At 37.2% G+C, this 25,590-nt stretch carries 19 protein-coding genes and 1 other annotated feature; of the genes, 17 read left to right on the top strand and 2 right to left on the bottom strand.

The window, feature by feature from the left end; translation table 11 throughout:
* The first annotated feature begins 7 nt into the window (after nucleotides 1-7).
* The 7 genes from leuD (at nucleotide 8) to yihA (ending at nucleotide 10,731) form a co-directional block, all read left to right on the top strand.
* Nucleotides 8-601, top strand: a complete 594-nt coding sequence (leuD, locus tag FSZ17_RS17060; protein ID WP_057771828.1) for a 3-isopropylmalate dehydratase small subunit — start codon at nucleotides 8-10, stop codon at nucleotides 599-601.
* Nucleotides 602-874: 273 nt separating this feature from the next.
* The gene (locus tag FSZ17_RS17055) at nucleotides 875-1,909 is read left to right on the top strand and encodes a tetratricopeptide repeat protein (protein ID WP_057771827.1); all 1,035 of its coding nucleotides are present in this window, start codon (nucleotides 875-877) and stop codon (nucleotides 1,907-1,909) included.
* Nucleotides 1,910-2,071: 162 nt separating this feature from the next.
* Nucleotides 2,072-3,361 carry a trigger factor gene (tig, locus tag FSZ17_RS17050; protein WP_057771825.1) on the top strand — a complete coding sequence of 430 codons (1,290 nt, stop codon included), beginning with the start codon at nucleotides 2,072-2,074 and terminating at the stop codon, nucleotides 3,359-3,361.
* A 639-nt stretch (nucleotides 3,362-4,000) separates the two neighbouring features.
* A complete protein-coding gene (gene clpX / locus FSZ17_RS17045; RefSeq protein WP_057771823.1) occupies nucleotides 4,001-5,266 on the top strand; it encodes an ATP-dependent protease ATP-binding subunit ClpX in 1,266 nt (421 codons plus the stop codon).
* A 505-nt stretch (nucleotides 5,267-5,771) separates the two neighbouring features.
* Nucleotides 5,772-7,439, top strand: a complete 1,668-nt coding sequence (gene lonB / locus FSZ17_RS17040; protein ID WP_057771821.1) for an ATP-dependent protease LonB — start codon at nucleotides 5,772-5,774, stop codon at nucleotides 7,437-7,439.
* A 386-nt stretch (nucleotides 7,440-7,825) separates the two neighbouring features.
* On the top strand, nucleotides 7,826-10,153 hold the full coding sequence (gene lon, locus FSZ17_RS17035; RefSeq protein ID WP_057771819.1) for an endopeptidase La: 2,328 nt from the start codon (nucleotides 7,826-7,828) through the stop codon (nucleotides 10,151-10,153).
* The gene (yihA, locus tag FSZ17_RS17030) at nucleotides 10,150-10,731 is read left to right on the top strand and encodes a ribosome biogenesis GTP-binding protein YihA/YsxC (RefSeq protein WP_057771817.1); all 582 of its coding nucleotides are present in this window, start codon (nucleotides 10,150-10,152) and stop codon (nucleotides 10,729-10,731) included. The genes lon and yihA overlap by 4 nt, the downstream gene beginning before the upstream one ends.
* A 61-nt stretch (nucleotides 10,732-10,792) precedes the next feature.
* Here the strand turns inward: yihA and FSZ17_RS17025 are convergent, their stop codons facing one another.
* A complete protein-coding gene (locus FSZ17_RS17025; RefSeq protein WP_057771815.1) occupies nucleotides 10,793-11,278 on the bottom strand; it encodes a LiaI-LiaF-like domain-containing protein in 486 nt (161 codons plus the stop codon).
* A gap of 233 nt (nucleotides 11,279-11,511) precedes the next feature.
* Here FSZ17_RS17025 and hemA point away from each other — a divergent pair, with 233 nt between their 5' ends.
* The 8 genes from hemA to ysxE all read left to right on the top strand — a co-directional run bounded on the left by hemA (nucleotide 11,512) and on the right by ysxE (nucleotide 20,559).
* Nucleotides 11,512-12,858, top strand: coding sequence for a glutamyl-tRNA reductase (gene hemA / locus FSZ17_RS17020; protein WP_057771813.1), 1,347 nt, complete (start codon nucleotides 11,512-11,514; stop codon nucleotides 12,856-12,858).
* Between the two features lie 14 nt (nucleotides 12,859-12,872).
* Nucleotides 12,873-13,706, top strand: coding sequence for a cytochrome c biogenesis protein (locus tag FSZ17_RS17015; protein WP_057771811.1), 834 nt, complete (start codon nucleotides 12,873-12,875; stop codon nucleotides 13,704-13,706).
* Between the two features lie 119 nt (nucleotides 13,707-13,825).
* On the top strand, nucleotides 13,826-14,761 hold the full coding sequence (gene hemC, locus FSZ17_RS17010) for a hydroxymethylbilane synthase (protein ID WP_057771809.1): 936 nt from the start codon (nucleotides 13,826-13,828) through the stop codon (nucleotides 14,759-14,761).
* Nucleotides 14,758-15,543: a uroporphyrinogen-III synthase gene (locus tag FSZ17_RS17005; protein WP_057771807.1), complete on the top strand. Its 786-nt coding sequence runs from the start codon at nucleotides 14,758-14,760 to the stop codon at nucleotides 15,541-15,543. Before hemC ends, FSZ17_RS17005 begins: the two co-directional genes overlap by 4 nt.
* Nucleotides 15,544-15,562: 19 nt before the next feature.
* On the top strand, nucleotides 15,563-16,537 hold the full coding sequence (gene hemB, locus FSZ17_RS17000; protein WP_057771804.1) for a porphobilinogen synthase: 975 nt from the start codon (nucleotides 15,563-15,565) through the stop codon (nucleotides 16,535-16,537).
* Between the two features lie 24 nt (nucleotides 16,538-16,561).
* Entirely contained in the window at nucleotides 16,562-17,851 is a 1,290-nt protein-coding gene (hemL, locus tag FSZ17_RS16995; RefSeq protein ID WP_057771801.1) for a glutamate-1-semialdehyde 2,1-aminomutase, read from the top strand.
* A gap of 138 nt (nucleotides 17,852-17,989) precedes the next feature.
* On the top strand, nucleotides 17,990-19,162 hold the full coding sequence (spoVID, locus tag FSZ17_RS16990) for a stage VI sporulation protein D (protein ID WP_057771799.1): 1,173 nt from the start codon (nucleotides 17,990-17,992) through the stop codon (nucleotides 19,160-19,162).
* Between the two features lie 326 nt (nucleotides 19,163-19,488).
* A complete protein-coding gene (gene ysxE, locus FSZ17_RS16985) occupies nucleotides 19,489-20,559 on the top strand; it encodes a spore coat protein YsxE (protein ID WP_057771797.1) in 1,071 nt (356 codons plus the stop codon).
* A gap of 16 nt (nucleotides 20,560-20,575) precedes the next feature.
* Here ysxE and FSZ17_RS16980 read toward each other — a convergent pair whose 3' ends face one another.
* Entirely contained in the window at nucleotides 20,576-20,767 is a 192-nt protein-coding gene (locus tag FSZ17_RS16980) for a hypothetical protein (protein ID WP_057771795.1), read from the bottom strand.
* Between the two features lie 234 nt (nucleotides 20,768-21,001).
* Nucleotides 21,002-21,278 (top strand) — a binding site (T-box leader).
* 41 nt (nucleotides 21,279-21,319) lie between these two features.
* Here FSZ17_RS16980 and FSZ17_RS16975 point away from each other — a divergent pair.
* Together FSZ17_RS16975 and FSZ17_RS16970 are read left to right on the top strand one after the other, a co-directional pair.
* Complete coding sequence (locus tag FSZ17_RS16975) at nucleotides 21,320-23,965, top strand: valine--tRNA ligase (protein WP_057771793.1); 2,646 nt, start codon at nucleotides 21,320-21,322, stop codon at nucleotides 23,963-23,965.
* A 238-nt stretch (nucleotides 23,966-24,203) separates the two neighbouring features.
* Entirely contained in the window at nucleotides 24,204-25,511 is a 1,308-nt protein-coding gene (locus FSZ17_RS16970; RefSeq protein ID WP_057771791.1) for a bifunctional folylpolyglutamate synthase/dihydrofolate synthase, read from the top strand.
* Nucleotides 25,512-25,590: the final 79 nt, after the last annotated feature.

Here is a 25,590-nt window from a genome sequence, read left to right as displayed (position 1 = left end):
ATTGTATATGAGTGGCTTTAAAGTTTTAGAGGGGAAAGCAGTAGCTATTGACAGGGCAAACATAGATACTGATCAGATTATTCCTAAGCAATTTTTAAAAAGAATAGAAAAAACAGGCTTTGGTCAATTCTTATTCTATGATTGGCGTTTTATGAAAAATGGAGAACCTAATCCTGACTTTGAGTTGAATCAGGTTCAGAATCAAAAAGCCTCCATATTAATTGCCAATGAGAATTTTGGATGCGGTTCTTCAAGGGAACATGCGCCATGGGCTTTGTTGGATTATGGATTTAAAGTGGTAATAGCACCTTCTTTTGCAGATATTTTTCATCAAAACTGTCTAAAGAACGGCATGCTCCCAATTAAATTACAAACTGAAGAGGTAAATTATTTATTAGCAAAAGCAAAAGATCAACCATATCAATTAAAAGTGGATTTAGAAAATGAAACAATTGCAGATAATAATGGCTTCTCAACGACTTTTCCAATTAATAGTTATTGGAAGAAAATGCTTTTAAATGGTTGGGATGAAATTGAGATTACTCTTCAATTAGAAGAGAAAATTTCGGAGTTTGAAAAATTAGGAGATGTAGTTTCATAAATTATAAAAACTTGGCGATGGCCAAGTCCTTTCGGCGAATGCTTAGTTATTCTGATGAGATCTTTTTTGCAGATACTATATTAAAATACAAATTCACTTTTGTACGTAAAAAAATTTAATCATATCAATTAGCCAAAAAGATTTGCAGATTGCACTGTGAATCTTTTTGTTTTTTCGAAAATCCCGTGCTAAACTACATAAAAAAGTATTTTAACTTAATCAGTAAAAAGGTTTGCAAGATAAGCTCAAAAATACATTAGAGGCGTGACAATTATGAAAAAACGTGATCGGAAAAAACTAAATGATAAAATTATTCTTTTTCCCGATCTAGAAAAAAGGCTTATGGAAAAAGGGTTAGAATGTCTTCAACAAAAAAAATTTCGGGAAGCTATTGAATATCTTGAAGGAGCTATGGCATTAGAGCATAACGATAATGAAATCCATATTGGTCTTGTTCTTGCTTATTTTGAAGCCGGCCGTCTTTCAGAAGCAAAAGAGTTAGCAAATAGCATGCTCCAAAAGGGGCTAGGAGACTATATTCAAATTATTGATCTATATTTAATGATTCTTGTACAATTACATCAATATGATGAAATTGTTGCTACGATTGAAATATTAATAGAAGAAAAAGAAATACCGCATGACAAGCTTGAACAATTTACACGATTGCTTGAATTCAGCAAAAGGATGATAGATTCAAATCAAGAGATAGGATTAACTGAAGGTCCTGCTGATGAACATGAACCTAATCATCAGGAGCTAAACCTTATATCAATTAATGATCAACAAGAGCAGATCATGCTCGCAGCCCAGCTTGCTGAACGAAATATAAGGCCTTTTATAGATGAAATTAAATCATATCTTCAATTAAAAGAAGGGCAACCATTCTTCAAAACCATGCTTTTAAATGTTTTAACTGAACATGAATATGAAAAGGAAGTTATTGTAGAAAAGCTTGACAGGAAACAAGCATTTAAACCGGCCAATCTGCTTGGAGTTCATGAGCAGACACAGATGAAAAGATTGTTTCATGTCGTAGCAAATCAACTTGAACATGAAGACCCGATCCTTTATGAACATATCAAAAGTTTAATAGCTCGACATAATCTCATTATTTACCCATTTCAGCTAGAACCTTTTATGGATGAAGTTTGGGGGGCAGCCTACCATTCTCTTGCGGCAGAGTATCTTGGTTTATCGCAATCACTGGAAGAGCTCTCACAGCTCTATCATGTCAAGGAAGAAGAATTGATAAGAGCAGGATTAATTTTAATGAAAATAGAAGAAATTTCATCCGCCAATTTATAGGTTCTTTGTTGAAAGCTCGGGTTCGTATGTTATAATATAATGGTTGTATATGTAAATGGTATTTATTGTGTAAAAAAAAGGTAACGCTTGGAAATCAAGCTGTATCAATACCAATTCGTTACGAATGAAATGCTAATAGATTTGTTGGAGGGAAATAATCATATGTCTGCAAAATTTGAAAAGCTTGAAGGGAACCTTGGAGTTCTTACAATTGAAGTAGATGCAGAGAAAGTAACTGAAGGATTAGACGCTGCATTTAAAAAAGTAGTAAAACAAATTAATGTACCTGGATTCCGTAAAGGAAAAATGCCTCGTGGAATGTTTGAAAAACGTTTCGGCGTAGAGTCACTTTACCAAGATGCAGTTGATTTCCTGCTTCCTAACGCATACGCAGATGCAATTGAAGAAACTGGAATTGAGCCAGTAGATCGCCCTGAAATCGATGTAGAGCAAATTGAAAAGGGCAAAAGCTTTATTTTCACTGCAAAAGTTACTTTAAAGCCTGAAGTAAAACTTGGCGATTACAAAGGTATTGAAGTGGAAAAATTCAATACAGAAGTAACTGAGGAAGATGTTAATAATGAATTAAAGTCTATGCAAGAAAAACAGGCTGAGCTTGTTGTAAAAGAAGAAGGAAAAGCTGAAAATGGCGATACTGTTGTAATCGACTTTGAAGGATTTGTTGACGGTGAAGCTTTTGAAGGCGGCAAAGCTGAAAACTTCTCTCTTGAACTTGGTTCTGGACAATTCATTCCGGGATTTGAAGATCAATTGGTAGGTACAGCTTCTGGCGAATCTAAAGATGTGGAAGTTACATTCCCTGAAGAATATCATGCTGCTGAATTAGCTGGTAAGCCTGCTGTATTCAAAGTGACTGTACATGAAATCAAAACAAAGGAACTTCCTGAACTAAATGACGAGTTTGCAAAAGATGTAGACGAGGAAGTTGAATCTTTAGAAGCACTTAAAGAAAAAGTAAAAACACGCCTAGCTGACAGCAAAAAGCATGAGGCTGAGCATGTTGTACAAGATACAGTTGTAGAACAAGCTACAAAAAATGCAGAAATTGATCTACCATCAGTCATGATTGATTCAGAAGTTGATCGTATGGTAAAAGAATTTGAACAGCGTCTTCAAATGCAAGGAATGAACCTTGATCTATACTTCCAATTCTCAGGTCAAGATCAAAATGCATTACGTGAGCAAATGAAAGAAGAAGCTGAAAAACGCGTTCGTGTAAACTTAACATTAGAAGCAATTGCAAAAGCTGAAAAGATTGAAGCAACTGATGAGGATGTAAATGCTGAGCTTACAAAAATGTCTGAAATGTATAACATGACAGTTGAAAGCATTCAAAAAGCACTTGGCAGCTTAGAAGGTGTTAAAGCAGACCTTCAAATTAAAAAAGCAGTTGATTTCCTTGTAGAAAACAGCAAAACTGTTGAAAAATAATTGAAATACTGACAAAATACACCAAGTTAGACAATAAGAAAACATAATGAACAAGGCGCGATATGATCGTGCCTTGTTTTATACAATATACATACATAAATTCAAGTTTTAGGCTATGTTAAAGCATGCTATTGTGTTGTTGATTGGAGCGGAAAGCGAGTGCCTGCTGCGGAAATCAACAGGGAAGATTAACGAAGCCAAGATTTAATTAACAAGGAATACATATTTAGAATTTTCATTTGATTAGGAATTAATTTTAATCTCTAATTTCCAAATATCACCGAAATTTAATAAATAAAATACATATGAAGTTTTTGGATAAATTAATTCGACTTAATTTGAATAATAATGGTTAAGCTTAGCTTATTGGGAAAATTTTTAGCTGCGTATTAATTGTGAATCCACAATGTAAACAGGTATTACATAATGATCATGTTTATAAGAGTTTTTATTTCCTGTCCATAGTATAAATGTGTTACAATGCAATACATAACAAATAAGAAGACATGAGATAGACATTTTTCTAATATGAGAAATGTATAATTTTCTTGACCATAATAAAGCTAAAAAACCAATTGAGTTTGCATATGATTCACAGTATATATTTAATGATTTGAAGTTTTTCAAGGGGTGAAGGAATTGTTTAAATTTAATGATGAAAAAGGGCAATTAAAGTGTTCTTTCTGTGGGAAAACACAGGATCAAGTGCGCAAACTAGTTGCTGGTCCTGGCGTATATATATGTGATGAATGTATTGAATTATGCACTGAAATTGTAGAAGAGGAGCTGGGCACGGAAGAAGAAGTTGAGTTCAAAGATGTGCCGAAGCCTTCCGAAATTCGTGATATTCTCGATGAATACGTTATCGGCCAAGAACAGGCTAAAAAATCTTTATCTGTAGCTGTTTACAATCATTACAAGCGTATTAATTCTAATAGTAAAATCGACGATGTCGAGCTATCCAAAAGTAATATCGCCATGATTGGACCTACAGGAAGCGGAAAAACATTACTTGCACAAACACTTGCACGTATTTTAAATGTACCGTTTGCCATTGCAGATGCAACTTCATTAACTGAAGCTGGATATGTTGGTGAGGATGTTGAGAATATACTTTTAAAGCTTATTCAGTCTGCTGATTATGATGTAGAAAAAGCGGAAAAAGGCATTATCTATATTGATGAAATCGATAAAGTTGCACGCAAATCAGAAAATCCTTCTATCACAAGAGATGTGTCTGGTGAAGGGGTTCAGCAAGCTTTGTTAAAAATTTTAGAGGGCACAGTTGCCAGCGTCCCACCTCAAGGTGGACGTAAGCACCCACACCAAGAATTTATTCAAATTGATACAACCAATATCTTATTTATTTGTGGTGGTGCATTTGATGGCATTGAGCAAATAATTAAACGCCGTCTTGGTCAAAAAGTAATTGGCTTTGGCTCTGATCCGAAACAAAATGAAGTGGAGCAAAAAGATCTATTATCAAAGGTCCTTCCTGAGGATTTATTAAAATTTGGATTAATACCTGAATTCATCGGGCGTTTGCCGGTTATTTCCAGTCTGACTCCGCTTGATGAGGAAGCATTGATTGAAATTCTTACAAAACCTAAAAATGCGTTAGTTAAACAATATCAAAAGATGCTTGAACTTGATGATGTTGAGCTTGAATTTGACGAAGCTGCATTAGTAGAAATTGCGAAAAGAGCAATTGAACGTAAAACAGGAGCGCGTGGCTTACGTTCAATTATTGAAGGAATCATGCTTGACGTAATGTTTGAGCTCCCATCTCGTGATGATATTAAAAAATGTATCATTACAAAAGAAACAGTCATTGATAATTCGTCTCCTAAGCTAATTCTAGAGGATGGGACAATCGTTGACGAAGAACGAAAAACATCAGCATAAATAACAAAGCCAAACCAATTTCGGTTTGGCTTTTGTTATACGTAAAGAAAGTATAAATTGCCAGCGCAGAAGATGATCCGAAGTAGTTGCTAATTTTAGGAATAAAGTACAACGAACAGGACAAGGAAGGCTTCGATAGCGATTAACATCGCACGAAGGAAAAGCGATAGCTTTTACGAGGGTGTCCTAGTCGGGCGAATGCCACAGGATAAGGAAAGCTTCGTCAGAGATACATCGCACGACCAAAAGAGAAGCTTTTGGGAGGACGTAGCATGTATGCGATAAGTGCAACTACGCCTCTGTCTTCGCCTTTCCAAGGCTCGCCAATCGGTGAGTTTTCTTTATGTGGACGTTGCCACAGGTCGTGGCGTTCTTTATCCGCGTTCCTTCTCGAGCCAGGTGCTTCCGTTTCTCCATCTTTTTACATTAAAAACTTGTTTATTCCAACTCAGTGAGGGAGATACTAGCATATATCAGCGAGAACTATTATGCAGGAGGGAAACGTATGAGTTGGACGGGGATCGCCTTATTTATTCAACTGTTTTTTGGAATTGTGATTGGTCTATATTTCTGGAATTTGCTTAAAAATCAGAGAACACAAAAAGTGTCTATCGATCGAGAATCGAAAAAAGAAATGGACCAATTGAAAAAAATGAGATCCATCTCTTTAACTGAGCCTTTAGCAGAAAAAGTTCGTCCATCTAGCTTTGCAGACATAGTCGGTCAAGAAGATGGAATTAAATCGTTAAAAGCTGCTTTATGCAGTCCAAATCCTCAGCATGTTATCATTTATGGTCCACCAGGGGTTGGAAAAACTGCTGCTGCAAGACTTGTTTTAGAAGAAGCGAAAAAAACGGCAAAATCTCCATTTAAGCCTTCATCGGTGTTTATCGAATTGGATGCAACAACTGCCCGCTTTGATGAAAGAGGAATTGCCGACCCTTTAATAGGCTCAGTCCATGATCCAATATACCAGGGTGCTGGAGCTATGGGACAAGCGGGAATCCCTCAGCCTAAACAAGGGGCTGTAACAAACGCTCATGGTGGTGTTTTGTTTATTGATGAGATTGGAGAGCTGCATCCAATCCAAATGAACAAATTATTAAAAGTATTAGAAGATCGAAAAGTATTTCTTGAAAGTGCTTATTACAATGAGGAAAATACCCAAATTCCTAGTCATATACATGATATTTTTAAAAATGGCCTCCCGGCTGATTTTAGACTAATAGGGGCAACGACAAGAACACCGAATGAAATTCCGCCTGCTATTCGCTCGAGATGCATGGAAGTTTTTTTTAGAGAATTGACGGAAGAAGAAATAGTGGAAGTCGGAAGAAAAGCGGCAGAAAAGGTTAATCTCTCAATTAGTGATAATGGATTAATCATATTGTCTTCCTATGCACGAAATGGCCGTGAAGCGGTTAATATGATTCAAATTGCTGCAGGATTAGCTATTACAGAGGATAGAAGTTACATAAAAGATGAAGAGATAGAATGGGTTATTCAATCTAGCCAGCTTACACCAAGAATGGAAAGAAAAATTAATTCAAAATCAGAGGTTGGGTTAGTGAATGGTCTAGCTGTTTACGGTCCAAATACAGGTGCTCTCCTTGATATAGAGGTAACCGTTATTCCAGCAAGAGAAAAGGGCAGCATTAATATTACCGGAATTGTAGAAGAAGAAAGTATTGGAGGCCAAGGTAAATCGATACGTAGAAAGAGCATGGCAAGAGGATCAATTGAAAATGTCATTACAGTCCTTCGTTCAATGGGAGTTCCAGCAGATGACTATGATATTCATGTGAATTTTCCAGGAGGGATTCCGATAGATGGACCTTCTGCAGGGATAGCAATGGCAAGTGGTATATACTCAGCCATCTATAAATACCCAATTGATCATACAGTTGCAATGACTGGAGAAATTAGTATCCATGGGTATGTAAAACCAGTTGGAGGAATCTATCCTAAAGTGAAGGCAGCGAAAAAAGCTGGAGCAAAAACCGTCATAATTCCAAAAGAAAATATGCAATCTATACTGAAAGATATAACTGGAATTAACATAATCCCTGTAAGCCATTTAAATGAAGTTTTTGACATTGCATTAATTAAGAACTTCCATCGGGAACAATCCATCACGGCTTCAATCGAATTGGCAAAAAAAGAAAGCATTTAGGGTGGCTTAACTTCGGCTTATAGATTTGTATTCTAAGCCGGAGTTTTATTTATGTACAATAAGGCTTTCGCTTTTCTTATTGTCTAGCTCCGGCGTCTAGCACCTCGAGGTCATAAGTCAGTCCATCAAGAAGGTTAAACAGCAACCTTCTCGCTGGTCTGTCTTATGCTTGTCGGTGCTGATCAAGACGCCTCCGCTTTTCGTATTAGACAGTGTCACATAAATAAGTTAGAATTGTACAAAGAAAATATTAGCAAAATTATCACAGGAAGTGGCGTTCTGAATGTGATAAGTTCAACTTACAAAAAGTGTTGGATTTGGACCCCTCACTGATTGATGTTTTACATTATGCTAATAATGATATGTAATATGGAGGTGCTTTTGGTTTGGCGAAAAAGAAAGAAATCATCGTCCCCCTCCTGCCGCTTCGGGGTTTACTTGTTTATCCGACAATGGTTCTTCACTTAGATGTGGGCCGAGAAAAGTCGGTAGAGGCTCTCGAAAAAGCGATGGTAGATGACCATTTAATTTTCCTAACTACGCAAAAAGAAATATCTATAGATGAACCAGCAGAAGAGGATCTATACAAAATAGGAACATTAACGCGTGTTAAACAAATGCTCAAGCTACCGAATGGGACAATTCGGGTATTAGTAGAGGGGCTAAAAAGAGCGCAAATTATTGATTTTAAAGATGAAGCAAGCCACTTTGCTGTAAGTATAGAAGTATTTGATGAAAAGCTAACAAAGGATGTCGAGGATCAAGCATTAATGCGCACGATGCTAGAGTACTTTGAACAATACATAAAGGTGTCAAAAAAAGTATCAGCAGAAACATATTCAGCTGTTGCAGATATTGAAGAACCTGGCCGAATGGCAGATATTATTTCATCTCATTTACCTTTGAAGCTTAAGGAAAAGCAGGATATTTTAGAAACATTTCATGTAAAAGACCGTATGAATCGTGTTATTGAAATCATTCATAACGAAAGAGAAGTATTAAATTTAGAAAAGAAAATTGGCCAGCGTGTTAAGAAATCGATGGAGCGTACGCAAAAGGAATATTATTTGCGCGAACAAATGAAAGCCATTCAGAAAGAACTTGGAGAGAAGGAAGGCAAAACAGGTGAAATCGCTGACCTTACCGAAAAGATTGAAAAGGCTGGTATGCCTGAACATGTCCAATTGACTGCATTGAAGGAACTTGAAAGATACGAAAAAATCCCTTCAAGCTCAGCAGAAAGCGGGGTCATTCGTAATTATATTGAGTGGCTCATTTCCTTACCATGGAATAAGGCGACAGAAGATGATATAGACATTCATAAAGCAGATCGCATTTTAAACAATGATCATTATGGTCTTGAAAACGTAAAAGAGCGTGTTCTTGAATATTTAGCAGTTCAGAAGCTAACCAATTCTCTAAAAGGACCGATTCTCTGTCTAGCAGGACCACCAGGCGTAGGAAAAACAAGCTTAGCTCGTTCTATTGCTACATCACTTAACAGAAATTTCGTCCGTATTTCCCTAGGTGGAGTTCGTGATGAATCGGAAATTCGCGGTCACAGAAGAACGTATGTGGGTGCAATGCCTGGCCGAATTATTCAAGGAATGAAGAAAGCTGGAACAATAAATCCAGTGTTTTTGCTAGATGAAATTGATAAGATGTCGAGTGATTTTCGCGGCGACCCATCTTCAGCGATGCTAGAAGTCTTGGACCCTGAACAAAATCATAACTTTAGCGATCATTATATTGAAGAAACCTATGATCTTTCTAAAGTAATGTTTATTGCAACAGCAAATGACTTATCAACGATCCCAGGACCGCTTCGTGACCGGATGGAGATTATTACAATCGCAGGCTATACAGAGCTAGAAAAGGTTCATATCGCTAAGGACCACCTATTACCAAAGCAAATTAAAGAGCATGGTTTGACGAAATCTCAGCTTCAAATTCGTGATGAGGCATTTCAAAAGGTTGTTCGATTTTATACAAGGGAAGCTGGAGTTCGTGGTCTAGAACGCCAACTAGCAACCATTTGCCGTAAAACAGCGAAAATAATTGTTGCTGGCGACAAGAAAAAAGTCATCATTTCCGAGAAGAATATTGAGGATTTTTTAGGCAAGCCGAAGTTTCGTTATGGGCAAGCTGAGCTTGAAGATCAAATTGGTGTTGCAACTGGTCTTGCTTACACGACAGTTGGTGGGGATACACTTCAAATTGAAGTTTCCCTTTCACCAGGAAAAGGAAAGCTTGTGCTCACAGGGAAGCTTGGTGATGTCATGAAAGAATCTGCTCAAGCTGCATTTAGCTATGTCAGGTCAAAAGCAGTTGAACTCGGAATTGAAGAAGGTTTCCATGAAAAATATGATATTCATATTCATGTGCCAGAAGGAGCAGTACCTAAAGATGGTCCGTCGGCAGGTATTACGATGGCAACTGCACTTGTATCAGCACTTTCAGGAAATCCGATTCGGAAAGAGGTTGGAATGACAGGAGAAATTACATTACGAGGACGAGTTCTGCCAATTGGTGGGGTGAAAGAAAAAACATTAAGTGCCCATCGAGCAGGATTAACAAAAATTATTCTTCCAAAGGATAATGAGAAGGACATTGATGATATTCCTGAAAGTGTACGAGACGATCTTGATTTTGTCCTAGTCTCTCATGTAGATGAAGTATTAAAGCATGCATTGTCAGGCGGTGTCCAAGAGTGAAAGTGAATTCAGCGGAAATCGTTATTAGTGCGGTAAAGCCTGATCAATATCCTGATCAGACTTTGCCTGAGTTTGCATTAGCAGGAAGATCCAATGTTGGAAAATCCTCTTTTATCAACAAAATGTTAAATCGAAAAAGCTTAGCAAGAACATCATCGAAACCAGGAAAAACGCAAACATTGAACTTTTTCATCATTAATGAAATTTTACATTTTGTCGATGTTCCCGGCTATGGCTATGCAAAAGTTTCAAAAAAGGAACGTGAAGCATGGGGCAAAATGATCGAAACGTATTTAACGTCTAGAGAGCAGCTAAAGGCTGTCGTTTTAATCGTTGATTTGCGGCATCCCCCAACACAGGATGATACAATGATGTATGGTTTTTTAAAGCATTATGAAATTCCGTGCATCATCATCGCGACGAAGGCTGATAAAATTCCTAAGTCGAAGTGGCAAAAGCATATTAAAATCACAAAAGAAACACTAGATCTTGATCCGAATGATCATCTCATTCTTTTTTCATCTGAAACAGGGCATGGAAAAGATGAGGCATGGTCTGTGATTGAAAGCTATATGTAGGTAATTAAAGATTCAGTTTATGAATAGAAAAGACAGGGAAAGATAATAATCCCTGTCTTTTCTATTTCTTTTTAATAAAGAGAAAATAGGCTCCAGCAAGTATGAATATTGCAGGCCAAAATTTCCAAGCGTTTGAAACGCCGCTTTCTAATAAGCCTAACCAGATTGCGATACGATCGTAAAACAATAGTAAGGATGCAAGGATCAAAAAAAGAATGCCTTGAAATAATCCTGTTCTTGTCTTTTGATACTGGAGTAAAAAGCCAAGAGCGATGATTAAAATAAAAATACCTATATTATCAGGCCATATTTCCAGTCGATTAACAATATGAAAATGCAAACCAAAGCCAGTTAAGATGACCCCAGGAAGAATGGCATGATAATCCTTTGCGCCATAGCCTTGAAATAAAAAGGCAATACCAATAATGATTAAAAGGCTTGGCCAAGTGAAATAAGGCTGCAAAACAGTAATATTTGACTGTTGAAGAAAGAAATATGCTCCAAAGCCAATAAGGATAATTCCTGGAAAAATTCGCTGATTTTTCATATTTACACACCGCTTCCAATAAGGTTCACTTGAATCTATTAGTTATTTTTGGTACTGTACATAAGGGAGTATTTTGTCGAAAATAAAAAGGGTACAAAACTTATAGCAATTGAACACAATGAATATTTTATCATATGAGTTCGATTTCTGTTCACATTTTCGCATAAAATAGAAAGTTAAAAGTGCTACAATTAGAATAGGATTGTGCCATTTATTTGGGGGTGTCAATTTAAATGCATATATTGGTTGTCGGTCTAAATTATAAAACAGCCCCTGTCGAAATTCGAGAACGATTGACGTTTAACCCTTCTCAACTCACAGATGCTATAAATACATTAAAGAATAAAAAAAGCATTTTAGAGAATGTTATTCTGTCTACATGTAATCGTACTGAAATTTATGCGGTTGTTGATCAGCTTCATACAGGCCGTTACTATATAAAAGAATTTTTGTCAGAGTGGTTTCAAATAGAAAAAGATGAGTTTTCTCCTTATTTGTTTATTTATGAGCAAGATGGGGCAATTGATCATTTATTTAATGTTGTTTGTGGTTTAAATTCCATGATTCTTGGTGAAACCCAGATTTTAGGACAAGTTCGTTCAGGCTTTCTGCAAGCACAGGCTGAACATACAACTGGAACCGTTTTCAATCATTTATTTAAGCAAGCCATTACACTGGCTAAAAGAGCCCATTCAGAAACTGAAATAGGTGCTAATGCTGTTTCTGTAAGCTATGCAGCAGTAGAGTTAGCCAAAAAGATATTTGGTTCCATAGAGAATAAACATGTTCTTATTTTAGGTGCTGGAAAAATGGGAGAGCTTGCTATTCAAAATCTTCATGCAAATGGTGCTAGCAAAGTAACCGTCATTAATCGTACTTATGAAAAAGCACATGATTTAGCAGAGCGATACGCTGGAAGCGCAAAGACTCTTCAAGAGCTTCAATGCTCGCTAATCGAGGCTGACATTCTTATTAGTTCAACAGGAGCTAAAGAATTTGTTATTACGAAAGATATGATGGTAAATGTTGAAAAAATGAGAAAAGGAAAGCCGCTATTCATGGTAGACATCGCTGTACCACGGGACTTAGATCCGATGCTCGCAGATTTAGATAGTGTTTTCCTATATGATATTGATGATTTAGAAGGAATTGTTGAAGCAAACTTGCAGGAACGCAAAAAGGCTGCAGAAGTGATCGAGCTAATGATTGAAAAGGAAATTGTTGATTTTAAACAATGGCTGAATATGCTTGGTGTCGTTCCAGTAATATCTGCTTTACGTGAAAAAGCACTTGCCATTCAGATTGAAACGATGACAAGTATAGAAAGAAAACTTCCAAATTTAACGGAACGTGATAAAAAAGTGCTTAATAAGCACACAAAAAGTATTATTAATCAGCTGTTAAAGGATCCTATTCTACAGGCAAAAGAAATGGCCGGAGGAAAAGACGCTGATGAGGCATTAGAATTATTTATAAAAATCTTTAATATAGAAGAACTTGTTTCTGAGCGAAAGAATGCTGTAGCTGCTGATTCACAACGAATTGTCGCTCAAATGTCACAGGCTTCCCTTCAACCATAAGAGGAGTTCTGACTATGTTTGACATCTATATGACACGACTGCATGAAGTTACAGTTGTTCTGTATGCCTTAAGTGTCCTATTATATTTTATTGATTTTCTAACGTCTAACCGGAAGGCAAACCGAATTGCCTTCTGGTTACTTGCATTTGTATGGGTTTTACAAACAATGTTTCTTGTTCTTTATATGGTAAAAACAGGGAGATTTCCTGTGCTTACAATATTTGAAGGGTTATATTTTTATGCATGGGTGCTTATTACTTTATCATTAGTGATAAACCGTGTGCTTCGGGTAGATTTTATTGTCTTTTTTACAAATGTGCTTGGCTTCATTATTATGGCGATCCATACCTTCGCACCTATTCAGTATGAGTCCCATGTTATGGCACAAAAGCTCATTTCAGAACTGCTGCTTATACATATTACAGTAGCCATTCTATCTTACGGGGCTTTTTCTCTATCATTTGTAGTTTCAGTATTATATTTAATCCAATATGACTTATTAAAAAGGAAAAAATGGGGAACTCGTTTATTGCGTCTTTCTGATTTATCTAAGCTAGAAAACATTTCTTATGTTCTAAATGTAATAGGTGTTCCCTTGCTAATTATTAGCTTAATCCTTGGTACACAATGGGCTTATATAAAGGTTCCAAATATGATTTGGTACGATCCAAAGGTTCTAGGCTCTTTCGTTGTTCTTGTTGTATACGGCATTTTCCTCTATTTAAAAATAGGAAAAGGTTTAGCAGGTAAACGATTAGCTTTATGGAATATTGCATCCTTTTTAATTGTCTTAATTAATTTCTTTCTTTTTGGAAAACTATCATCTTTCCACTTTTGGTATTCTTAAAGCAGCAATTGTATTTTGAATGTGATTGTAGAAAAGGGTGCTAGAACCCACTGATTGATGATTTTATATCTGTCACTGTCGCCAAGATCATGGCTTATGTGAAAAATTAGGAGGCTATCATGAGAAAAATTATTGTTGGTTCGCGCAGAAGTAAACTTGCATTAACACAAACAAATTGGGTTATTGATCAATTAAAAGCTATAGATCCTTCCTTTGATTTCGAGGTAAAGGAAATCGTTACAAAAGGTGATCAGATATTGGATGTTACGCTATCTAAGGTTGGTGGAAAGGGATTGTTTGTAAAGGAAATCGAACAGGCAATGCTTGATAAAGAAATTGATATGGCTGTCCATAGTATGAAGGACATGCCGGCTATGCTTCCAGAAGGACTAGTTATCGGCTGTATTCCTGAAAGAGAAGACCATAGAGATGCACTCATTTCTAAAGGGCATATTCGTTTTTCAGAGCTTAAGCCTGGATCTGTTATTGGAACAAGCAGCTTACGAAGAGCGGCTCAAATATTAGCACGCCGTCCAGACTTAGAGATTAAATGGATTAGAGGAAATATTGATACAAGACTAGCGAAACTAGAAACCGATGAATATGATGCAATCATTTTAGCTGCCGCTGGTTTAAAAAGATTGGGTTGGGCTACAGATGTAGTAACAGAGTTTTTAGATCCAGATATTTGCTTACCTGCAATTGGTCAAGGGGCACTATCAATCGAGTGCCGAGGAAATGACGGAGAGCTTCTAGAATTATTAAATAAATTCTCATGCAAACAAACAGATGCTACTGTAAGGGCTGAACGGTCATTCCTTCATGAAATGGAAGGAGGCTGCCAAGTACCTATTGCAGGGTTTGCAGAGATCAATAAGCAAGATGAAATTGTTTTAACATGCTTAGTCGGATCCCCTGATGGCAAAATTATTTATTCAGAACAAGTAAAAGGTAGCAATCCTGAAGAGCTTGGAAAAGAAGCTGCTAATTTGTTAATTCAGCAAGGTGCAAAAAAATTAATTGATCAAGTAAAAAAGGAGCTTGATGGCGAATGACCCGTCAGACCCTCCCTCTACAAGGAAAAACAGTATTAGTACCGAGAGGGAAGGAACAGGCAAAATCCTTTTCTGATCTTGTTAATAGCTATGGCGGAATACCAGTTGAAATCCCACTCATAGCCTTCAAACCTTTAAAGGAAACAAAGGAAATTGTTGAGAGATTAAACCAGTTGCATTTGTATGATTGGATTATTTTTACAAGTGATATAACTGTAGAAACATTCCTTGAGTTTAGTGATCATATTCGAAAAAGCAAGCTGCCGAGAATTGCAGCGATTGGCAGGAAGACGGCAGGCTGCTTAACGCAAGCAGGTTTTAACGTAGATTTTATACCAAACGAATATGTTGCTGAAGGCTTCGTTAAAGAGTTTTTGTCACTTATTGAACCAGGAATAAAGATATTGATCCCTAAAGGGAATCTAGCTCGAGATTATATATGTACTACTTTAACGGAAAAGGGCGCTTTTGTTGATGAAATAATCATATATGAGACTTTTTTTCCTGAGGAAAGCAGAGAGCAATTAATTGAAAGAATTTCAGCTAATAATCTGGATATCTTGCCATTTACAAGTCCATCAACAGTTGATCATTTTATGAAGGTTATTAGGGAAAATAACCTTGTACAAAAGCTTGATGAATGTATTATTAGCTGTATTGGTCCAGTAACAAAAGCAAGAATTGAATCGTATGGGTTCAAAATTCATTGTGAACCACGAATTTATACGGTCGATCATATGATAAAAAGCATTATTGAGTATTTAATAGTGGAAGATAAATAACCAAAGGAGTGAATCCAATATGAATATCCAATTTACGCGTCATAGAAGACTTCGTCAAAGTGAGAACATGAGAGCATTAGTCCGTGAAAATCATTTAAGCATAGATGATTTCATTTACCCAATTTTTGTTGCTGAGGGCCATAATATTAAAAGAGAAATATCCTCTATGCCTGGAATCTATAATTTATCATTGGATCATCTTGAAGAGGAAATGGATGAGGTTGTTTCATTAGGCATTAAATCTGTGCTTCTTTTCGGAATTCCACTTGAAAAGGACGAATGTGGACAGCAAGCTTATCATGACCATGGAATTGTACAGGAAGCTACGCGCCTTATTAAAGATAAGTATCCTGAAATAATTGTTATTGCTGATACTTGTCTCTGTGAATACACAAGTCATGGCCATTGTGGTTTAATCGAAAATGGACAGGTGTTAAATGATCCTTCCCTTAAATTATTGGTACAGACTGCTGTTAGCCAAGCAAAAGCAGGTGCAGATATTATTGCTCCTTCTAATATGATGGATGGATTCGTTGCCGCCATTCGTGCAGGACTTGATGAGGCGGGCTTTGAAAATGTACCGATTATGTCCTATGCGGTGAAATATTCTTCAGCCTTCTATGGTCCATTCCGGGATGCTGCTGATAGTACTCCGCAATTTGGAGATAGAAAAGCTTATCAAATGGATCCTGCAAACCGGATGGAAGCATTACGGGAAGCAGAGTCTGATTTAATAGAGGGTGCAGACTTTATCATTGTTAAGCCTGGAATGCCTTATCTTGATATCGTTCGCGATGTGAAAAATAATATAAATCTGCCGCTTGTTATTTATAATGTGAGTGGAGAATATTCAATGGTAAAAGCAGCTGCAGAGAACGGTTGGATCGATGAAGAAAGAATTGTAATGGAAATGTTGACTGGAATGAAACGAGCAGGCTGTGACTTAATCATTACATATCATGCAAAAGATGCAGCTAGATGGATAAAAAAGTAAAATAAAAGGAAAAGAGGGATGAAGATGCGCTCATATGAGAAATCTATTCAAGCTTTTAAAGAAGCTGGTACGTTAATGCCTGGAGGAGTGAACTCACCAGTTCGAGCATTTAAATCGGTAAAAATGAATCCAATTTTTATGGAAAGAGGAAAAGGCTCGAAAATTTACGATATTGATGGAAATGAATATATTGATTATGTTTTGTCATGGGGCCCATTAATCTTGGGACATTCCAATGATCGTGTTGTTGAGTCCATCAAGAAGGTTGCTGAAATGGGGACTAGCTTCGGCGCCCCAACTGTAACAGAAAATGAATTGGCTAAGCTTGTAATAGAAAGAGTCCCATCCATTGAAATCATTCGTATGGTGTCATCTGGAACAGAAGCAACAATGAGTGCTTTACGACTTGCCCGCGGTTATACTGGAAGGAATAAAATTTTGAAATTTGAAGGCTGTTATCACGGTCATGGCGATTCTCTGCTTATTAAGGCAGGATCAGGTGTTGCGACTCTCGGACTTCCAGATAGCCCTGGAGTGCCAGAAAGTGTAGCTAAAAATACGATTACAGTTCCTTATAATGATCTTGAAAGTGTTAAATATGCCTTTGAGCACTTTGGAGAAGATATTGCATGTATTATTGCAGAGCCAGTTGCAGGTAACATGGGTGTTGTCCCACCACAGCCAGGTTTCTTAGAAGGTTTGAGAGAGATTACAACTCAATATGGAGCGCTGTTAATTTTTGATGAAGTAATGACAGGCTTCCGTGTTGGATATCATTGTGCACAAGGGTATTTTAATGTCACACCAGATATTACTTGTTTAGGAAAAGTAATAGGCGGGGGACTTCCGGTTGGAGCATACGGCGGTAAAGCTGAAATTATGGAACAAATTGCACCGAGCGGGCCAATTTATCAGGCAGGAACGCTATCAGGGAATCCATTAGCGATGACTGCAGGCTATGAAACATTAAGCCAATTAACACCAGATTCATATAAGGAATTCCAGCGTAAAGGGGATATGTTAGAGGTAGGTATTACTGCAGCTGCCAAAAAGTATGATATTCCTCTTACATTTAACCGTGCTGGGTCTATGATTGGATTCTTCTTCACAAATGAAGATGTTATTAATTTTGAAACAGCTAAGACGTCAAACTTAGATTATTTTGCTTCTTATTATCGTGAAATGGCAAATCAAGGTGTATTTCTTCCACCTTCTCAATTTGAAGGCCTATTCCTATCAACTGCTCATAGTGATGAGGATATTGAAAAAACACTACAAGCAGTAGATATTGCTTTTTCAAAGCTTAAAGGATAATGAACAGACACTCATCTTTTTAGATGGGTGTTTTTTTTTATGGCGTGCTTGCTTTTTCAATCATAAAAAAATAATCCTTCTCATAAAGTGTAAATGACATAGTGATTTAACGTGAAGGTTACGAAAGGAGGAGTCGCTTTGTCTCAAGGAAACCAATCGTGTTTACGATTTTCTTTAGAAGAGTCCGTCTGGTTTCAAAAAGGACAGGAAGTAGATGATTTAATTACGATTTCCCTAGACCCAGATATTCTCATACAGGAAAATGATCAATATGTAACGATCCAAGGTGCTCTCCAGCTATCAGGCGAGTATAAGCGGTATTACACTGGGGCAGTTGAAAATGAGGAAATATTTAAAGCCCCAAAATTTATCCAATACGTTGAAGAAAGAGAAGAGGGAGTTTGCGAATTTACACATTACTTCCCAGTGGATATTACGATTCCGAATAATAGGATCCAAAACATTCAAGAAATTGATGTTATTGTTGAATCATTTGATTATGTATTTCCTGAGAGAAGCTGCATGAAATTAACAGCCAATTTAACTATTTCTGGCCTTTATGGTGATCAGCAGAGTTCCCCATCATTTGAAAAGGAAGAAGAATTTGAGACGATAAATCGATCTTCTGTCGCTGTTTCAGAAGTAGATCCAGGAACTATGGAAAGACCTTCTAAAGAAATAGTAGAAGAGGAGCTGCCTGAAGAAAAAGAAGATATTTATATTCCATTTGAAGCTGAAGCTAGAAAGCAACCAGAATTAGTCGAGAAAGAGAAAAGGGATTTAAGTGAGATAAAAGTAGAGATTTTAGATGAGATACGAGAAGAGATAATAGAAGAGGTAAAAGTGAGAGTAGAGCCAGAGGTCTCCTTCACTGCCCAAAGAAGTAAAAAATCAACACCAACTGCTGAAGAAATTTATAAAATGCCAGAAACTGAGGACATTCCTGAACAGGAAGTAGAGGCATTAGAGGATGCAGCTGAACAAGATGAAGAATGGGTAGAAGAAGAATTTTTTGAGCAAGAGGAACAAATGGCAGCAGCAGAAAAAGAAGAGGCAGCCCCGAAAAAAAAGAAAATGTTCTCCAAAAAGAAAAGCATGACATTAACGGAGTTTTTTGCGCGGAAGACGGAAGATAATATCGCAAAGTTAAAAGTATGTATCGTTCAGAATGGAGATACAGTCGATACGATTGCCGAAAGATACGATATTACTGTTCAAAGACTACTTAGTGTGAATCATATAGAAATAAATCAAGATATATATGAAGGGCAAGTTCTCTATATTCCAGTTACCGTAGCCCATCAAAAATGATAAAGTGAAACTTCCATCAGTGGGGGTTTTTTCATCCCCCACTGATGGTTAGTTGCGGCCCACAGGAAGTGGGTCACGCAGACGTTGCCACACGATGTGGCGCTTTTAGTCTGTGTTCATTTTATCGGCCTTTACGGGCAGTTGATCCCCCACTTAGGTTTCTTTGATTCTCTCGCAACCTTGTGGGGGTCTTACTGCTCGTTAATCTGCGATAAAAACAGGCTGGGCAGGGAAACATTAACCTGTCCGGCCATTTTGTTTCTACTTTTTGAAATGTCTAGCCTGACCAAGGTGCTTCCGCTTTTCTATGAAAGTGAGTGATTCTTATGTATGAAAAGAATCGATTAAATAGGGTATATCCGATTTTAAAACAATATGCCCTTGAACCACATTTTGTTGAAGAATATGGCTTAGTTCAAAAAATCTATACAAATAAAGGTATATTTGCCATGAAAAAAATCAACCCCAAGCATGGCGGTGATTTTATTCGGCATGTTCAAGATTTATATCAAAAAGGCTATAACCGTATCGTGCCGATTTTCCCAACTGTTGATGGTCGATATGCTGTTTTGCATGAAAATGAAATGTATTACCTCATGCCATGGCTAGCAAATGAAGAAAAAGAAAACCGATATGAGCGCCACCATCAGCTCTTTCGTGAGTTAGCCAGACTTCATTCCTTATCTTCAAAGGAAATAACAATCAAAAAAGAAGAGAGAACGGAGCATTATGAAAAAACATTGCAGGAATGGGAAAAGGAACTGGAATTTTTAGAAGGATTTTTGGAGACCTGTGAGCAAAGGGAATATATGTCTCCCTTTGAATTATCGTATATACTTTCTTATCATGATATCTATCAGGCTTTAAATTTCTCGATAAAAAAATTAAAAGATTGGTATGAGAAGACGAAGGACAGTGAAAAGGCGCGTATTGTAACGGTTCACGGAAAAATCTCAACTGAACATTTTTTATATAATGAAAAGGGTTATGGTTATTTCTCAAATTTTGAACGAGCCAAACAAGGCTCGCCGATTCATGATATATTACCATTCCTTTCACGAACATTGAAATCCTATCCAAAAAGATCAGAAGAATGTATTGAATGGATTTATACGTATCTGAAATTTTCCCCATTTAAAGAGGATGAATTCCTCCTATTTCAAAGCTATTTTGCCCATCCAGGAGCTGTTATGCGTTCTGCAGAAAGGTATTTTAAAAACCGTTATGGGAATGGAGAAAGGAAATCGACGTTACATTTTCAGAAGCAATATTGGCTCCTTAAAAATACTGAATACGTTTTGATGCGAATGGAAGAAATAGAGCGGCAAAAAGCAGAAGCAAAGGCAGCTGCCCAACCAAAAGAAGAAGTCCAACCAAAAGAAGAAGCCCAAAATTAAATAGAATTTTGGGCTTTTATAGCCATTCAAAACGAAAGGCTACCGCAATTAATATCAGAATAGCAAGAAACAAAACATCAAATGTTGTTGGAAAAATAATCACTCTTATTCCTTGAAAACAGCAAAATGGAATAATAAATTGCGAGCATCCCCCCCTAATTGTTCTTAGCCACGGTGGCAAACCATAAGGATTATACTTTCTTCTCATTGGAACATGCCCTCTTTCGAAATTTTTCTCAAATTATTCTATGTAGGACAACCTTTATTAGTGCCTACCATACAATATATAATCCAAATTACATTGTAAATTTACTGATAGCTCTTTGAATAAAATTAAATAAAATATGGAACACTGCTAATTATCGTTGTATAAAATGAAAATAAAAAAGGAATAATGATTGACGACAGTCCTAATTTATAGGTAATATATTGATAATAAAAATAATCAGCGAGGATAGGGAATAGTACAATGGCTATTTGCTTTTAGAGAGGAAAACCATTAGCTGAAAGGTTTTCTAAGTAGAACCGTTGGAAGGTCGCCCTTGAGCTTCTTTCGCGAAAGATTGCAAAATCGTGTAGTGAAAGACGGGAAATCCGTTATCTATTTAAGAGTCAAACAGGAATGACGTTTTTTAGAGCTAGACAACTGTCTAGATTCTGCTCTTCTTTCTGTTTGAAAAAAAGGTGGTACCGCGAAGCATACTCCATTCGTCCTTTTATGGCGAATGGAGTTTTTTATTTGTAAAGGGGATGAAATGTGATGGAAACGAAGGAAATAACAATGCCTACAAAGTATGATCCACAATCAATTGAACAAGGACGTTATGAATGGTGGCTAAAGGGTAAGTTTTTTGAGGCGAAGGATGATCAGAATAAACAGCCTTATACAATCGTTATCCCACCGCCGAATGTTACGGGAAGGCTTCATCTTGGTCATGCATGGGATACAACCCTACAGGATATTTTAACGCGTATGAAGCGTATGCAAGGCTATGATGTACTATGGCTGCCAGGAATGGACCATGCTGGAATTGCTACCCAAGCAAAGGTAGAGGAAAAGCTCCGCAGTGAAGGAAAATCGCGCTATGATTTAGGCCGTGAGAAATTTGTTGAGGAAACTTGGAAATGGAAAGAGGAATATGCAAGTCATATTCGTGAGCAATGGTCTAAGATTGGACTTGGTCTTGATTATAGCCGTGAGCGCTTTACGCTAGATGAAGGATTATCAAAAGCTGTTCGCGAAGTATTTGTTTCTCTTTACAAGAAGGGTCTAATTTACCGAGGCGAATATATTATTAACTGGGATCCGTCTACGAAGACAGCTCTTTCTGATATTGAGGTTATTCATAAAGATGTACAGGGTGCATTTTATCATATGAAATATCCTCTTACAGATGGCTCCGGACATATTGAAATTGCAACAACTCGCCCAGAAACAATGCTTGGAGATACTGCTGTAGCTGTTCATCCGGAAGATGACCGCTATAAGCACTTAATTGGAAAAACAGTTACTCTTCCAATTGTGGGCCGCGAGATTCCAATTGTCGGCGATGATTATGTTGATATGGAATTCGGTTCAGGTGCGGTAAAAATTACGCCAGCACATGACCCAAATGACTTTGAAATTGGTAATCGTCATAATCTTGAACGTGTTCTTGTCATGAACGAAGACGGTACCATGAATAATAAAGCTGATAAATACACTGGATTAGATCGCTTCGAATGCCGTAAGCAAATCGTTAAGGATTTACAAGATCAAGGTATTTTATTCAAAATTGAAGAGCATATGCATTCAGTTGGACATTCTGAGAGAAGCGGAGCAGTGGTAGAGCCGTATCTTTCAACACAATGGTTCGTTAAAATGCAGCCGCTTGCTGATAAAGCGATTGAGCTCCAATCAAAAGAAGAAAAAGTAAACTTTGTTCCAGAACGATTTGAAAATACTTACATGCGTTGGATGGAAAATATTCGTGATTGGTGTATTTCACGCCAGCTTTGGTGGGGACATCGTATTCCAGCTTGGTATCATAAAGAGACTGGAGAGGTATATGTAGCTCATGAAGCACCAGAAGATATCGAGAACTGGGAACAGGACAAAGACGTTTTAGATACATGGTTTAGTTCTGCGTTATGGCCGTTCTCAACAATGGGCTGGCCAGATACTGAATCTGCGGACTTTAAACGATATTACCCAACAGATTGCCTCGTAACAGGCTATGATATCATTTTCTTCTGGGTATCTCGTATGATTTTCCAAGGTTTAGAATTTACGGATCAAAGACCATTTAAAGATGTTTTAATTCACGGTCTTGTTCGTGATGCTGAGGGCAGAAAGATGAGTAAATCCCTTGGCAACGGTGTTGATCCAATGGATGTAGTAGATAAGTACGGTGCAGACTCACTGCGCTACTTCCTATCAACAGGAAGCTCACCAGGGCATGACTTGCGTTTTAGCATCGACAAAGTGGAGGCAACATGGAACTTTGCGAACAAAATTTGGAATGCTTCTCGTTTCGCATTAATGAATATGGATGGATTAACATTCGAAGAGATCGACTTAACAGGCGAAAAATCTGTTGCGGATAAATGGATCTTAACTCGTTTAAATGAAACCATTGAAACAGTTACAAGATTATCCGACCGATACGAATTCGGAGAAGTTGGCCGTGTACTATATAATTTTATTTGGGATGATTTCTGTGATTGGTATATCGAAATGGCGAAGCTTCCATTATATGGAGATGATGAAGCGGCTAAGAAAACAACCCGTTCAATTCTGGCTTACGTATTAGACAATACGATGCGATTATTGCATCCATTCATGCCATTTATTACAGAGGAGATTTGGCAAAACCTTCCTCATTCTGGCGAGTCTATTACCATTGCCGAATGGCCGAAAGCTCAAGCAGAATTTACTGATCAGCAAGCCTCCAATGAGATGAAGCTCTTAGTTGAAATCATTCGCTCAGTACGTAATAGCCGAGCAGAAGTAAATACTCCGATGAGCAAGAAAATAAAGATGATCTTGAAGGCAAAAGATCAGGATGTTTTATCAACATTAGAGAAAAACCTTAAGTTTATTGAACGCTTCTGTAACCCAGAAGAATTAACGGCTGCGCTGGATCCGGAAACACCTGAAAAAGCAATGACATCCATTGTTACAGGTGTGGAGATCATCCTTCCATTAGAAGGGCTCATCAATATAGAAGAAGAGGTTGCCCGTCTGCAGAAGGAATGGGAAAAGCTTAATAATGAAGTTGAACGGGTTCAAAAGAAGCTGAGCAATGAAGGCTTTATTAAGAAAGCTCCTGAAAAAGTGATTGAGGAAGAGAAGGAAAAAGAAAAAGATTACAGCGAGAAGAGAGCGGCTGTTGAAGCTCGGATTAAAGAATTAAAAGGTGAATAAGCACTTTGAAAAAGTTAGAAGACGAATCCAGTTCTTTGGATTCGTCTTCCTCATGCTTTAAAAGAATCATTATTAGTAGCTGATAAATGGCGTAAACTGACCGATATATTGTAAATAGGCGACTGATATAATCGAATACTGAGCGAAATGACGATAATACCGTTCATATTTTTGCTTTAAACAGTATCAAAAGTAAAAAAATACATATTCATGTTTTTTTCGATAGGGGGCAGTTATTGTGTTTACTACATATGAAGAGGCTGTTTCATGGATTCACTCAAGGTTAAGGCTTGGAGTAAAACCAGGACTTAAAAGAATGGAATGGATGATGGAAAAGCTAGATCATCCAGAAAGAAGGATTAAATCTATTCATATTGGTGGTACAAATGGGAAGGGCTCAACAGTTACATATCTACGCTCGATTCTTCAGGAGGCTGGTTATGTAGTGGGGACGTTCACATCCCCATATTTTGAACAGTTTAATGAAAGAATATCCTTAAATGGAATGCCAATTAGCGACGAGGAGATTGTTCGATTAGCTAACGACATCTACCCACTATCTTTAGAATTGGAAGAAAGCGAATTCGGAGGACCGACCGAATTTGAAATTATTACGGCAATGGCTCTTCAATATTTTGGGCGCGTGAACCCTGTTGACATTGCCCTTTTTGAAGTGGGACTTGGCGGCAGATTTGATTCAACGAATATTATATTACCGATATTATCTATCATTACTAGCATTGGCCTAGACCATACAGGCATCTTAGGAGAAACCCATACTGACATTGCTTTTGAAAAAGCGGGGATCATTAAGCCGGGTGTTAGTATCGTTACAGCTGTTAAACAAGGGGATGCACTACAAATTATAAAAAATATAGCAATTGAAAAGAAAGCGACTATGTATTCCCTTGGCAGCCAATTCTTGATTAATGAACATGTATCAAGAGATACGGGTGAGGGATTTACGCAGCAAACCCCTTTTAGGAAATGGGAGAATCTCGAAATTTCAATGTTTGGAAAGCATCAGACTGAAAATGCATCATTATCCGTTATGGCTATTGAGATTTTAAACAAGTACTATTCTTTTTTAATAGAGGACGAGCATGTATATTCAGGTCTTAAAAAGGCATATTGGCCTGGCAGATTTGAAGTCGTGTCAAATACCCCTTTAGTCATAATTGATGGTGCCCATAATGAGGAAGGAATAGAGGCATTAGTCAGTGAGCTTGAAAAACGCTATCCTGATAATAAAAAGAACATTATTTTTACAGCTTTATCGGACAAAAAATTAGATAATATGATCAATAAATTAGATGCTATAGCTGATAAAATAACTTTTGTTGAATTTAATTATCCGAGAGCAGCACGAGCTGAGAATCTATTTGATCTGAGTAGGAATAAAAATAAGCAATATAATAAAAATTGGGCAATGACACTTGAAGAAAACATTCGTACCGTAAAGGCTGATGAAGTTCTAATCGTGACTGGATCCCTATACTTTTTATCTGAAGTTAAACCTTATATATCGAAATATTTAGAAAAATGATATGTGACATTAAATAGAAAATTTGATAAGATGTTAATGTTACTAATGACCTAGAAAGATCATTGGAGGGGGGAGAATA

This window comes from Cytobacillus dafuensis (assembly GCF_007995155.1).
Taxonomy (GTDB): domain Bacteria; phylum Bacillota; class Bacilli; order Bacillales; family Cytobacillaceae; genus Cytobacillus; species Cytobacillus dafuensis.
This window is presented reverse-complemented; position numbering and strand designations above follow the sequence as displayed.